The organism is Paenibacillus sp. GbtcB18 (assembly GCF_019091125.1).
GTDB lineage: Bacteria > Bacillota > Bacilli > Paenibacillales > NBRC-103111 > Paenibacillus_F > Paenibacillus_F chitinolyticus.
Genome location: NZ_JAGXJX010000008.1, coordinates 40,923 through 53,670, shown reverse-complemented (window position 1 = coordinate 53,670; position 12,748 = coordinate 40,923). Strand labels below are relative to the sequence as shown.

Below are 12,748 nucleotides of genomic sequence, written 5' to 3'. Positions count from 1 at the left end.
TTGTGTCTATTAGTTGCTCAATATGGCATTTTGGATAGCCGAACATTGTCTAAGTCCCAAGAGATTGAAAGTTTGATCAACCAAATCTAATAAATGTGTCGTTCAAAATAAAAAGTCGATTGCTGTGGGCAATCGACGCTTGAAGCGAGAAACTTTCCTGGTCACTCGCCTTAATATCGTAGCATAGGTGCCCGATTCGGACGGACTCCAGTGGATGGCCGCCCGTTTTGCGACGCCGATTGTCGGGGTCCGGGAGCTGCGAACCATGCGGGTCCCCTGTTTCGCGAGGCGGGCTCCCTCCGCAGGCTCACTTCCCTGCTTAATGCACGAACACGGCGGAAGCCACGAAGTTCAGGACAAAGAGCGCCGCAATCGCGTACAGCAGAGGCGAGCATTTTCTCCATTGGCCGATGGCCACCTTCGTGAGAGGATACGCGATGAAGCCGAAAGCGAGCCCGTCGGCGATGCTGGACGTCAGCGGAATGCACACCACGATCAGGAACGCGGGCAAATATTCCGAGAAATCGTTGAACGGAATGTCCTTCACGCTCATCATCATCAGCGCTCCGATGATAATGAGCACCGGCGCGACGGCATTGCCGGGAATGAGTCCGATGACGGGCAGCGCCAAGGCGGAGAGCAGGAACAGAACCGCCGTTACGAGCGGAGGGATGCCTGTCCGGCCGCCCTCGGAAATGCCGGAGGTACTCTCGGCGGAAGCGATGGTCGGACTGGTCCCGAAAAAGCCGGATACGATCGTGGACACCGCCGCGACCCGGTAAGCCTTCGGGAACTTTTCCTTGTCGGGCAGCATGCCGCTGAGCAGACCCATATTCTCGAACAGGACAATCATCGTCATGGAAAAGACCGCGATCCAGAACGGAATCTGCATGACGCTGAAATCGGCGGCTCCCAGGACTTGCCCGTAAGCCTTCAAATCGACCGCTTTGTCGGCGAGATCTCCCTTGCCCGCAAATCCGAGCGTCAGAACGCTGGTAAACCCGATTCCGATGAGCAAGCTTCCTTTTATGTTGCGGACAAACAGCATAAACGTAACTGCCAGTCCGATAAGCGTCGCCAGCGTGACCGGACTCGTAAAACTGCCGAGCGCCACGTAGTTGACGGAATCGGGCTGTATGATATGGCCTTTCTGCAGGCCGATAAACGTAAGCATGAGGCCGATTCCCGCGGTAATCCCATGCTTCAGCGACGCGGGTACCGCCGATAAAATTTTGCTTCCGAACGACGACACGCTCGCAAGCAGGAAAATGACACCCGACACGACGACAACCGCAAGCGCCTGCTGCCAGGAAAGTCCCAGCGACTGGACGATCGTGTAGGTAAAGAACGCGTTCAGCCCCATGCCGGGGATGACAATAATGGGCGCGTTCGCCCACAGAGCCATCATCAGACAGCCGATAATAGTCGCCGCAATGGTGGCAAGCACTCCCGCGCTCAGCGGCATCCCCGTATCCTGCAGGATAAGGGGATTGACGAGCATAATGTACGCGCTCGTAAAGAACGAGGTGAGGCCTGCCATCAGCTCTCTTTTCCACGTCGTCTCGTGGGCTTCTAGTTGAAAATACCGGTTAAGACCCCGAATCACTTCTATTCCTCCACTCTGCCCCGTCAGTCAACCGCAGTCCGCGCAGCGGATTTATTGCAGTTCAGCCTGCAGACGGTTGGCCTCCGCCAAGATTTTTTCTTCGTCGATCGTCAGGCAGCTTCCGTCGCGGACAACGGCTGCTCCGCCGATATACACATCGCAGACGTCACGTCCGCTGGCGGCGTAGAGCAAATGCGAAAACGCCTGTTCCAGCGGCTGAAGATGCGGCTTGTCGGATGGATCGATCGTGATGAAATCCGCCTTCTTCCCCGCCTCCAGCGAGCCCGTATGGCCCATGCCGATAACTTCGGCTCCGACACGAGTAGCCAGAGCCAGCACCGTTTCGGCGGGAAGCTTGCTCGCGTCTTTGTAGATCCCTTTCTGCAGCAGGGCCGCGGTCCTCATCTCCTCGAACATATCAAGGTTGTTGTTGGAGGCGGTGCTGTCCGTGGCGATGCCGACCTTGACTCCCGCTTCCAGAAGCGCGGCAACGTCCGCCACTCCCGATCCCAGCTTCAAGTTGCTAATGGGATTATGAGCCACGCGCACATCGTACTGATGAAGAATCGCACGCTCTTCCTCGTTAAGCACGACACCGTGGGCCATCACCGTCGGCTGATCCAACACGCCGAGCCGGCGGAGGTGCTCCACGGGACGCACGCCGTAGCGGCTCTCGATGTCGCGGATCTCCAGATCCGTCTCCGATACGTGGATATGCACCATCAGACCGTTCTCGGCCGCGATCCGCGCGCTTTCCTCCAGCGCCGCGGGCGTGCAGGCATACGGGCTGTGGGGCGCAACCATCGTCGTCAGACGTCCGTCCGCGAACGTGCGGAACTGTTTCGCGAACCGCTCCGCGCTGGCGATGTTGTCCCGCTGCTGCCGCTCCGTGCCCAGGCTGAAAATCGTATGCGAGAACGCGCCGCGGATTCCCGTATCGGCAATTTCCTGCATGATGCCGTCCAGGTCGATTCCGTTCGGATTAAACATATCCGAGAAAGTCGTCGTGCCCGACTTCAACATCTCCAGAATGCCGAGCCGGGTGCTGACAGACGCGATCTCCGGCGTAAACCTGGCTTCCATCGGCCAAATCTTCGTCTCCAGCCACGGTTTCAGCAGCATATCGTCGCCGATCCCCCGCAGGATGGTCATTACGATATGGGAGTGAACATTGACGAGGCCGGGCATAACCCATTTGCCGCCCAGATCGACGACCCGGTCCACCGCGGCCAGCCGTTCTCCGGAATGAGCGCCGATATAATCGATGATGTCGCCGCTGACGACCATCATTCCGCTTTTGTACTGCCGGCTGCTTTCATCTATGGTAAAAAAGTGACCGTTCACATAGGCTGTATTCAAAACCATCTCTCCAGACTTATCTAAGTTGTAGAAAAAGGTAAGGCATGAAACCCGCTGTCAGGGGCTAGTATTTGTGAAACCCAAATTCATTACACCTATTATAGGTATGGTTTGAACATATGTAAATATTAATTTGAAATTTATTTTATGTCTGCCCATTCTATTTTATGCCATCCTTCTTTCCAAGCGTTCCACTCGTTTATCCGGGCGCAAAAAAGAACCCTGGACAGCAATATCCAGGATTCCTTGAGCGTATCGGCCCGAACGGCCGGACGGCCGCTACAGGTCGCTGCGGCCGACGATGCCTTTGATCAGCGCCACGAAGTTAGCGCGCACCATCTCGGTCGTCTCCATAACTTCCGCATGGGAAAGAGGCTGTTCCAGGATGCCCGCGGCCATGTTGGAGATGCAGGAGATGCCCAGCACTTCAAGCCCCGCATAGCTCGCGGCGATTGCCTCCGGCACGGTGGACATGCCTACCGCGTCTCCGCCGAGCGCCCGCACCATGCGGATCTCGGCCGGCGTTTCGTACGAAGGGCCCGTGAGACCCGCATATACGCCTTCTTTCAGGCTCATGTTCAGCAAGCCTGCGGTTTCGCGAGCCGCTTCGCGCAGCCTTTTCGAGTAAGCCTCGGACATATCGGGAAAGCGCGGACCCAGCTCCGCGTCATTGGGTCCGATCAGCGGATTGGACGCCATCAGGTTGATGTGATCGGAGATCAGCATCAGGTCCCCCGGCTCCAAGCTTACATCGACCCCGCCCGCGGCATTGGTCAGGAGAAGCGTCTTCACCCCGAGCCGCTTCATGACGAAAACGGGAAAGACGACCTTGTTCATGGCATATCCTTCATAATAGTGAAAACGTCCCTGCATGGCGACAACCGGCTTGCCTTGCAGCATTCCGCATACGAGCCGGCCCGCATGTCCCTCAACCGTCGATACCGGGAAGCCGGGAATCTCGTGATAAGGAATCACGACCGGATTCTCGATTTCATCGGCGAGAACGCCGAGGCCCGAACCGAGAATTAGGCCGACCTGCGGCGTAAAGGACAACTTGTCCTTAATATAGGCGGCCGCCTGCGATACGTGGTTAGTCTGTGTTGTCTGTGTCATTTCGTGAAGTCCCCCTGGTTCGGTGCGTGACAAGACAGCCCGGCAGGGGCGCGCCGCGTATTGTGCCGGCCCGCCGTCAGGCCGTTGCCGTCTGCCCCCCGTCATGTTTGGCGATGAGCGCTTTGGCCGTCATCTGGTCAGTGATGAGCGTATTCGCATAGCCTCCGCGGAGAGCGCCGTAAATGGCGTTTACCTTTCTCATTCCGCCGGCTACGAGAATCGCCTGTTCTTTCTCCTTTAAATCTTCCAGTTCGATTCCAATGGTGCGGTCGTTCAGGCTGGTATGGCAGATCTGTCCTTTATCGTCGAAATAACGGGAACAAATGTCGCCCACGGCTCTGCTCTGAATGACTTCCAAATCTTCCTCGGTCATGTAATTGGACTGGATCAGCACCGATTCGGCATCCGGCAGCCCGACCGTAAAGATCGCGATATTGGCCAGCTTTCCGAGATCCAGTACGCGGCGGATATGCCGGTCGGACTGAATCGCCTGCTTGACCAGACTATGATCGACGATAGCCGGGAGATAGAGGAAATACGGCGTAACATGGAACGCCCGGCTGAACAGATAGATGATTTCGGACGGAGAGATCGTGATGTCCGCATGGCTCACACCCCCGTTCAACTGCACGACGCGGGAATCCGTCAGCCCCTTCTGCTGGAGGTTCGCCGCCACCTGGTACATCGTGGTTCCCCACGAAGCCCCGATAATATCTTTGTCTTTTACCGTGGTCATCAAGTAGTGCGCAGCCGCTTCGCCGATAAATTTCTTGACGATTTCGTCGTCATAAGTCGGCACGAAGGCAACGACCGCTTTTTTCAAATGGAACTTCTCCCGTAACGTAACCGCAAGAGCTTCGCAATCTTCCGAAGGGTCCGCGATGTGAATCTTCACGATTCCTTCTGTCTTGGCCTGCTGCAGCAGGCGCGACACGGTCGGACGAGATAAGCCGAGCATTTGCGCAATCTGGTTCTGATTATAGTCCAGCTGGTAGTATAATTTGGCTACCTCGATTATCTTTCTGAGCTTTTCATCTTCCATCGGAGCTTTTCCCTGCCTCGCATCATGAAATTATGTTCAATATAAAAGTGACATCATTTCATTTCCTGAGTATAAAACATCCTTTTATGAAAATCAATCCAATCCAGGCCGGAAATGAATGAAGATGAGCGTGAGTTCAATAAGCACTTCTCTTCATTATACCATTTTTGAGAGCGTTTACGGCGGCGACCGTGCACAAATTGACAAACTATGTTCGCTATCCCTCTATTGTTGCCCCCAAACGCTCATGTTACAATGGGGCTACTTTTGTTAAGGGGGAATTCTTTTGTTCAAAGGCAAATTTGTTTCAGCTTTATCTGTAAGCGCAATCATTTCTTCGATTCTGGCAACCTCGATTTACGCCCAGACGGCACCGCAAATCACTCATACCGACTGGATGCAAAAAAAAGCGATCATCGAAGGCTACGAAGGCGGCGCCCTGGCCTTAGATCGCAGCGTTTCGACGGCGGAGCTTGCAACTATTCTCGCCCGCTCCAAAGGAGCTTCCCTGACGGCGGACGCTTCGATTTCCCACTGGGCCTCGGCTTCCCTGTCCTGGGCCAAAAAGCAGGGCTTGCTGAGCGAAGCGGAAGTAAACACGCCGAACGCCGTACTCAGCGCCGCAGCCGTTACCGAAATCGCCAAAAAAGCCGGGTATGACGTCAAACTGACGGCCGGTGCCGACTCCGTATCCCGGAAAGATTTTCTGCAGGCCCTCGGCGAAGCCATCACCTTACATATTACGATCGGACATACCAACGACGTTCACGGACACATCGAAGAAAACAAGTCGCTGAAAGAGTTCGGTTACGCTAAAATCGCAACGCTCGTGAAAGAAATGCGGGCGGAAAACCGTAATTTTATGCTGATGGATGCGGGAGATACCTTCCAAGGAACCGTTTTTGCCAATTTGTTCAAAGGCGAGTCCATCGTGCCGCTTCTGAACTACCTCGATTACGACGCACAGGCGGCGGGCAACCATGAATTCGATTTCGGCTACGAGCAGCTGCTCAAGCTCAAAGGCATGGTCGATCACCCGATCATTTCTTCCAACGTGTTCAAAAAAGAAGACGGCACGGAGCTGCTCCAGCCGGTGCATTATACCGAAATCGGCGGCAAGAAATTCGCCATCCTCGGCTTTACGACCGCGGATACACCGATCGTGACTCATCCGGATAACGTAAAAGCGCTGGAGTTCAAGGACCCTATCGAAGTAGCGAAACAGCTTGTGCCCGAGCTGAAGAAGAAAGTCGATCACGTCATCGTCGTCTGCCATAACGGCATCGAAGTCGACCGCGAAATGGCGAAGACCGTTCCCGGCATCGACCTGATCATCGGCGGCCACTCCCACACCCAACTGACGAAGCCGGAGCTCGTAAACGGCACGTACATCGTGCAGGACTGGGAGTACGGCAAGTCGATGGGCCGCGCGGACTTGTACTATTACAACAAGGAGCTTGTCGGCTTTACCGGCGGCCTGATCGAGTATGACGAGAAAGTAGAACCCGATGCCGAAATGGCGAAACTCGTTAAAGATATCGTCGGCCGCGTTGACGGGCAGCTTGATGTGAAAATCGCCAAAACCGACGTTCAGCTTGACGGGGAACGCACCCTCGTGCGCGCGAAGGAAACCAATCTCGGCAACCTGATCGCCGATGCTATGCTCGCCAAAACCAAGACAATCGGCGGACAGGAAGCCGATGTTGCGCTTATTAACGGCGGCGGTATCCGGACCCAGGTGAAAGCCGGAGACATCTCGAAGAAAAATCTGTACGACGTGCTCCCGTTCCCGAACACCCTGGTCGTCCTGGAGCTTACGGGCAGCGAGCTGAAAGCGGCACTCGAAAACGGAGTCGGCAAAGTGGAGAGCGGCGAAGGACGCTTCCCGCAAATCGGCGGCATGTCGTTCACTTACAACCGCAGCAAACCCGCAGGCGAAAGAGTGGTCGAGCTGAAGGTCAAAGGCGAGCCGGTTGACCCGGATAAAACCTACAAGCTGGCTACGAATGACTTTATCGCGGCCGGCGGCGACGGTTATGCCATGATGAAGGATAAGAAAGTGTTCGACTCCGGCTTCACGCTTTACGATGTCGTGGAAGAAGCCTTGATCAAGCAGGGAACCGTTAATCCGAAAGTCGAAGGACGTATCGTCGAAGTAAAATAAGAGCTGCACGCTTCCCGTACCCGTTAGCGGCTTGCTCAAAAAATAAAAAGGCCCGCAGAATATCCCGTCTGCGGGCCTTTCTTTTTTCGGTCAGATCCCTTTCGTATCCCTCAGTTCGATGATCGTCCCTTCGGGCGCCGTCAGCTTGCACAGCTTTCCGTTTTCTACCGTATAAATTTCCTCACCGTTTTTGAGCCTGAACTCAGCTCCCGATTCCTTTAAGCGGCGGACCTCTTCTTCAAGATCCTCCACCCATAAACAAAAATGAACGATTCCCCGTGAACCCGTATTCACCGGCTGAAGCTCTTCACCGGCCTTGCCGGTTTGCAGCTCGATATAGAACTCGCCGAGCCGCAGCCAGGAATTATAAGCCCGTGTATGAAAACCGGGCGTTTCCTGCACAACCTCGAAGCCGAGCGCATCCCGGTAAAAAACCAGCGATTGTTCATAACAATCCGTTTGAATGCAGATGTGGTGGATAACTTTTGCGGACATAACGCCATTCTCCTTCGCGGCCTGCTTATGAAATGTGTGTATGTGTACAGGCTGTGCACAAACTCGATGATAATCCATCTTCAGGAGAGCCGCAATGTTTATCCCCGATAAAAGAAACAAGCCGCCGGTCTGTAAGATTCAGGCGACAGCTTGTTTTGCACGATCTTCTAAACCTTTACCGCCTCGGCCGCATACACTTTCACATCGAGCGGAGCGGCGAGAAATTCGCCGGCTTTGCCGGTGAAAGCCGTAAAATGAGCGCTGGAATTGTGGCTGGTCACCGCCTGCTGATCCTTCCAGACCTCCACCATCGTATAGGTGTGCTCCTTCTCCGCATGTTTGTACAGATCATACGAAACGTTGCCGCTCTCGCCTCTCGAAGCTTCCACGAGCGGAAGAATGTCTTTCAGAAACGCTTCGTCTTTGCCCGGCTGCAGCCGCATGGCCGCGTGAATAATAATCATGATATGTCAGCCTCCTTTTATAGTAGACAGCCTCTTCCCGCAGGGGATTCTCTTGTATCTTTTCCCAACGTTAGCTTCATTAATTACTTCAATAATAAAATATTAATTTATAAAAAATATAAAAGAAAAAAGACCGGAAAGCAAAAAAAGCCCCGGCCCGGGCCGAAACTTTTTCAACTGTTACCGGCAAAACTTAACCCAGTCCCTTTCCGTCTTTTCCCGACAAGAAATCCCGGACCCGGCGTCCTAACGCCTCCCGTTCTTTATAGGTGTTGTACAAACGTCCGTCTACAACCGCGGCGTTTCCGAAGAAAAAACGCTCGTAAACCGCCTGCCTGCCGCCGAACGCACTGACGCTGAGCTCCCACGCAAGCCGGGATAATTTCACGTTTTCTTCGGCGCTCAGGTCAATCCCCCTCAAGTAAAGGTTCAGCTGCCCGCCGATCTCGGTGCCGAAATCCGCTTCGTCCGGAATCATGATCAGCCCGCTGGCTCCGAGCAGCTGGATGATTTCCAAAAACCGCGGATACACTTTCGGAAAATAGGAGTTGGCCGCAAGAAGCGGTCTCGAGTCGGGAAGCATACTTCCCCATTTGTCCCGGGACGCCCCTTTTTCCGCCGCAATCTGGAACGCCTTGAGCGTCTCCAAAGCCACGATAACCTCCGTTACTTTCTCGGTTACATGGCTGAAGCCGTCGAGCCCTCCTACTTCGACCATTCGTTCAAGTGTGCCCAGAATGAATTCCGTTTTAGCGATATTTTTGCACATGATCTGCATACCTGCGTGGGTATGGAACCGGCTTTCGTCCACAAGCTGCCAGGCCATCCTTTCGTCCCCGCATATAAATACACGGTCCCACGGCACGAGCGCATCTTCAAAAAGGACCAGCGTATCCATTTCCTCAAACCGGGAGCTCAAAGGGTAGTTGTAGGCCGATTCGCCCCCGACGAAGCTCTCCCTGCATACGAAGCTCACGCCGGCCAGATTGCTCGGCACCGCAAAAGCAAACGCGTACGGACTGTCCTCGCCGCCCCCGTACGGAAATGGGGCCGGAAAAACGAGGATTTCATCCGACGTCGCCCCTTGCGTATCCAGCAAGAACGCGCCTCGGACCACGATCCCGTCTTTATTCTTCTCGACCACCCGGGCGGCGGCGTCTTCCTCGAAGGTCCGCAGAAAAGCGGGCATTCTCGCCGCTTTCGGCTGAATGAACACGTGTGAGAGCGTCACGTCGTTTTCCCGGCAGTATTCGTAATACCGCCTCAAGTTATCCGCGTATTCGGGAGATTCCTTCTCCATCAGACCCGCCGCTGCGGCGAAAGCCATGATGGCCGTGTTCATATAATCGGGAGCGCGCCCCAGGAAACCGTGATGGGCCGATGCCCACGCCTGCATCATCTGCCTGCGCAGCGCAAGATCTTTCTTCGTCTTCGGCTGCAGGAAGGATAACCCGACCGGGTCCCCTGTCGAAGGTGAAGCATACGTCATTTTCGCTTGCCATTCCTCCGCCTGCTGCATATCATACATGGAAGCTTGTGTCGCCATCAGTCCCTTGAAAGCTTGATGCTCCGAAATCAATCCCCGCACCCGTTCTCCCGCAATCCAGACGTCCGGAAGATGCCGGTTAATCCGTTCTATATAGTCGCTGCCGTTTTTAACGGGCATTAGAATCGCCTCCTCACTCTAGGGTTACATTATTCGGGCGAAGGCGGATTGGTATGAGCGGGTACCTAATGAGCGGGTAATCGGAGCGATTTTCTATCCTGAGATGAGTCTGGGGGACAAGTCTTATTCCTCTAGACAAAAAAGACCCCCGGTTCCTCACGGAACCGAAAGCCTTTCCCGATACGGCTTCAAAGAAGTCCGGCCTCCGCCGCCTTTTCCACGGCTTCTTCCCGGTTGCGCACGCCAAGCTTGGCGTACACCGTGGACGCATAGTTCCGGACCGTTCCGTCCGACAAGTACAGCTTGGAAGCGATGGACTTGTAGCGGAGCCCTTTGGACAGCATCCGCAAAATCTCGATTTCGCGCGGAGTCAGCTCGTAGTCCTCTCCGGCAGGGGCCGCCGTCTCCGGAAGTCCGGCCTTTTCTGCCGGCTCGGAAGTATCGGGGACGCCACCTCGACCCGAAGCTTTGACCGCTTCTCCCATCTCGCCGAACAGCTTCGTCGAGAGATCCTGCGCGATCATCGTGCCGCCCTGATGCACGAGACGGATCGTCTCGGCTAGCTCCTTCGGCTCGATCGATTTGAGCAGATAGCCGTCCGCGCCGCTGCGCAGCACTTCCAGCGCCTTGTCCGGCGCCTGGAAAGTCGTCAGGATGACGACCCGGACATGCGGCCATTTCTGCTTGATCGTCCGCGTAGCCGCAGTGCCGTCCATGTTCGGCATATCCAGATCCATCAGCACCAGATCGGGCTCCAGCTCCGCACAAAGCTCCACCGCCTGCTCGCCGTCTCCGGCAAGTCCCGCAACAGTCATGTCCTTTTGGCCCTGCAGAAGGGTCCGGAGGCTTTCGCGGATGAATGCCTGATCGTCGGCGATCAGCAGGCGGATCACTTCGCCTCCCGGCTCCGCCTGGCGCGGCAGGGTGCACGTCACGGTCGTTCCGACGCCCTTCTCCGAATAAACGGAGACCTGCCCCTGCAGGCTTGCGGCCCGCTCCTTCATCGCCTTCAGGCCGAAGCCCTCCGACAGAGACTCGCTGCCCTCGCCGTTATCCCGCACTTCCAGCCGGGTTTGCCGGGGCTCGAACTGCAGCGTCGCCTGAATCTCCGCGGCCCTGCCGTGCCGCACCGCATTCGTGAGCGCTTCCTGCAGGCAGCGGTAGAAGGTCATCTTCGCCTGCTGAGGCATGGCGGTTTCCTCCCCGAGCACCCGCAGGCTTACGGTAACCCCCGAACTGGCCTCGAATTCGCGCGCCAGCTGCTCCAGCGCCTGCCGGAGAGAGGACATTTCCTCCGAGGCGCCCATTCCGTGCAGGAAGTCCCGCACTTCTCCCATGCTTTTGCGCGTTACGGCTAAGAGAGCCTCCAGCTTATGCTCCCCCTCCTCCGTCGCGATATCCGGGCGCAGCGTTTCCAATCCCATAATGAGCGAAGTGTACGAATGCCCCATCGTGTCGTGCAGATCCTTCGCGAGCCGGTTCCGTTCTTCAAGCAGGGTGACTCGCTCCACTTGGGACATGTACTGCTCCAGAACGCTGTTCTGGCTGCGGATAATTTCATTTTGCCGGTAATTCACCATCAACAAATTGAACGCGTATCCGATCGCATATGCCAGCCCGACTTGAGGCGCAATTTCCCAAAACGGCTTCGCTGGTTCGGATAATTGAACCATCACTAGAGGCACCAGCAGAACGGCCGCCGGACCCGACCAGCGGTACGTTTTCTCCACACTGTTGGCTGCGATCAGGGCGGCGGGCACGAGGAAGGTTAAATAAGCTTCGGGAAATAACGAAGTTAAATAGATACTGACGCCTCCGGATAAAATCAGCTCGGGAACGGCATAAGCCTTCGTGTTCACCTGCAGCAAGATCCATGGAATCGAGAAAGCGGAGATTTCCCAGCACAGAACCAGCCACAGGGGAAGGTTTAAATCATTTTGAAATTGCACGGTCGTGATTATGGTGGAGAAAGAGACCAAGATACGGATGATAAAGAGAGTCCATTCGTACCAGAACCACTGCTTGACCGCATCGAACATGTCTATCACCTCTTTGTCTGGCTGCCTGGCTTGCCGCCCGTTTGTTCTTGTCCTTACTATGCCACGGCAAGCTGCGGCTGTCTACGTGTGAAGCCGTTCGAACATCCGCTGGATGTAGCGCCCGACCAACAGCGCCGAGCTCCGGCCCAGTTTTGCGCCTGCATAAGCGAGCAGAACGCCCCCGACCATCACGAAGAGAGATTTCACAAACGTGTCCACCCGAATCCCCGCAAAGTAGATATCCAGGTAGGGAACCGCAAGCGGAACCAGAATGAAGATGATAGGCGCGACGTAGCAAAGCACAGTTAGAAGAAGGGTAAGCAGGCCAAGCGGGAATTTCAGCATCAGCCAGCCGATGATCGTCCAGTTCCGGCGGTCCGTAAGCTCTTCTTTCGCCTGCTGCCACACGGAGCCTCCGTTTTTTTCCGGCCGCTCGTAAGGTTCTATGGAAATATCCGTATAAATTTTGGTTTGTATTCTTTCATAACGGGCAAACGTGCGAGTGCTGCGCATGACGTAAGTGATCATCGGCAGTCCGATTAAGGTAAAAGCCATGCTCAAGCTGAACACCAGGCTGACTAAATAGAAGCAAAAGTAAAACACTCCCGTAGCGAAAGTAAGCAGTAAGAAGTAACACGTCTGCAAACTTTGCATCATCTCTTTTTTCATGGAATCTCGGTCCTTTCTTGTTCGTTCTCTTGTTTTCGTTGTGTACTGTGTCCTCTCTGGTTGCTTGTATCCTAAACCGCCTGTTGTCAGCTGCGCCAGTGAGCAAATGTCATATGACACTCACGTCCAGG

At 55.1% G+C, this 12,748-nt stretch carries 10 protein-coding genes; 1 reads left to right on the top strand and 9 read right to left on the bottom strand.

The window, feature by feature from the left end; genetic code table 11:
• Nucleotides 1-319: 319 nt before the first annotated feature.
• The 4 genes from KVT34_RS21600 to KVT34_RS21585 form a co-directional block, all read right to left on the bottom strand.
• Entirely contained in the window at nt 320-1,540 is a 1,221-nt protein-coding gene (locus tag KVT34_RS21600) for an NCS2 family permease (protein WP_254635067.1), read from the bottom strand.
• Between the two features lie 117 nt (nt 1,541-1,657).
• Entirely contained in the window at nt 1,658-2,971 is a 1,314-nt protein-coding gene (locus tag KVT34_RS21595) for an amidohydrolase family protein (protein ID WP_217560969.1), read from the bottom strand.
• A 273-nt stretch (nt 2,972-3,244) separates the two neighbouring features.
• Nucleotides 3,245-4,078: a purine-nucleoside phosphorylase gene (locus KVT34_RS21590; RefSeq protein ID WP_217560967.1), complete on the bottom strand. Its 834-nt coding sequence runs from the start codon at nt 4,076-4,078 to the stop codon at nt 3,245-3,247.
• A gap of 76 nt (nt 4,079-4,154) precedes the next feature.
• Nucleotides 4,155-5,120, bottom strand: a complete 966-nt coding sequence (locus tag KVT34_RS21585; protein WP_217560965.1) for a DNA-binding transcriptional repressor DeoR — start codon at nt 5,118-5,120, stop codon at nt 4,155-4,157.
• A 286-nt stretch (nt 5,121-5,406) separates the two neighbouring features.
• Between KVT34_RS21585 and KVT34_RS21580 the strand changes: the two genes are divergently transcribed.
• Nucleotides 5,407-7,284: a bifunctional metallophosphatase/5'-nucleotidase gene (locus KVT34_RS21580; protein WP_217560963.1), complete on the top strand. Its 1,878-nt coding sequence runs from the start codon at nt 5,407-5,409 to the stop codon at nt 7,282-7,284.
• A gap of 90 nt (nt 7,285-7,374) precedes the next feature.
• Here KVT34_RS21580 and KVT34_RS21575 read toward each other — a convergent pair whose 3' ends face one another.
• The 5 genes from KVT34_RS21575 to KVT34_RS21555 all read right to left on the bottom strand — a co-directional run bounded on the left by KVT34_RS21575 (nt 7,375) and on the right by KVT34_RS21555 (nt 12,617).
• Nucleotides 7,375-7,779, bottom strand: coding sequence for a VOC family protein (locus KVT34_RS21575; RefSeq protein ID WP_217560961.1), 405 nt, complete (start codon nt 7,777-7,779; stop codon nt 7,375-7,377).
• 167 nt (nt 7,780-7,946) lie between these two features.
• Entirely contained in the window at nt 7,947-8,243 is a 297-nt protein-coding gene (locus KVT34_RS21570) for a putative quinol monooxygenase (protein WP_217560959.1), read from the bottom strand.
• Between the two features lie 193 nt (nt 8,244-8,436).
• Nucleotides 8,437-9,909, bottom strand: a complete 1,473-nt coding sequence (hpaB, locus tag KVT34_RS21565; protein ID WP_217560957.1) for a 4-hydroxyphenylacetate 3-monooxygenase, oxygenase component — start codon at nt 9,907-9,909, stop codon at nt 8,437-8,439.
• 188 nt (nt 9,910-10,097) lie between these two features.
• On the bottom strand, nt 10,098-11,948 hold the full coding sequence (locus KVT34_RS21560; protein ID WP_217560955.1) for a helix-turn-helix transcriptional regulator: 1,851 nt from the start codon (nt 11,946-11,948) through the stop codon (nt 10,098-10,100).
• An 81-nt stretch (nt 11,949-12,029) separates the two neighbouring features.
• Entirely contained in the window at nt 12,030-12,617 is a 588-nt protein-coding gene (locus KVT34_RS21555; protein ID WP_217560953.1) for a sensor domain-containing protein, read from the bottom strand.
• Between the last annotated feature and the right edge of the window lie 131 nt (nt 12,618-12,748).

What these genes read in the sequence shown, in the direction of transcription:
- KVT34_RS21600 (WP_254635067.1), bottom strand. Translation starts at nt 1,540, where the DNA reads ATGGCAGGCCTCACCTCGTTCTTTACGAGCGCGTACATTATGCTCGTC.
- KVT34_RS21595 (WP_217560969.1), bottom strand. Translation starts at nt 2,971, where the DNA reads ATGGTTTTGAATACAGCCTATGTGAACGGTCACTTTTTTACCATAGAT.
- KVT34_RS21590 (WP_217560967.1), bottom strand. Translation starts at nt 4,078, where the DNA reads ATGACACAGACAACACAGACTAACCACGTATCGCAGGCGGCCGCCTAT.
- KVT34_RS21585 (WP_217560965.1), bottom strand. Translation starts at nt 5,120, where the DNA reads ATGGAAGATGAAAAGCTCAGAAAGATAATCGAGGTAGCCAAATTATAC.
- KVT34_RS21575 (WP_217560961.1), bottom strand. Translation starts at nt 7,779, where the DNA reads ATGTCCGCAAAAGTTATCCACCACATCTGCATTCAAACGGATTGTTAT.
- KVT34_RS21570 (WP_217560959.1), bottom strand. Translation starts at nt 8,243, where the DNA reads ATGATTATTATTCACGCGGCCATGCGGCTGCAGCCGGGCAAAGACGAA.
- hpaB (WP_217560957.1), bottom strand. Translation starts at nt 9,909, where the DNA reads ATGCCCGTTAAAAACGGCAGCGACTATATAGAACGGATTAACCGGCAT.
- KVT34_RS21560 (WP_217560955.1), bottom strand. Translation starts at nt 11,948, where the DNA reads ATGTTCGATGCGGTCAAGCAGTGGTTCTGGTACGAATGGACTCTCTTT.
- KVT34_RS21555 (WP_217560953.1), bottom strand. Translation starts at nt 12,617, where the DNA reads ATGAAAAAAGAGATGATGCAAAGTTTGCAGACGTGTTACTTCTTACTG.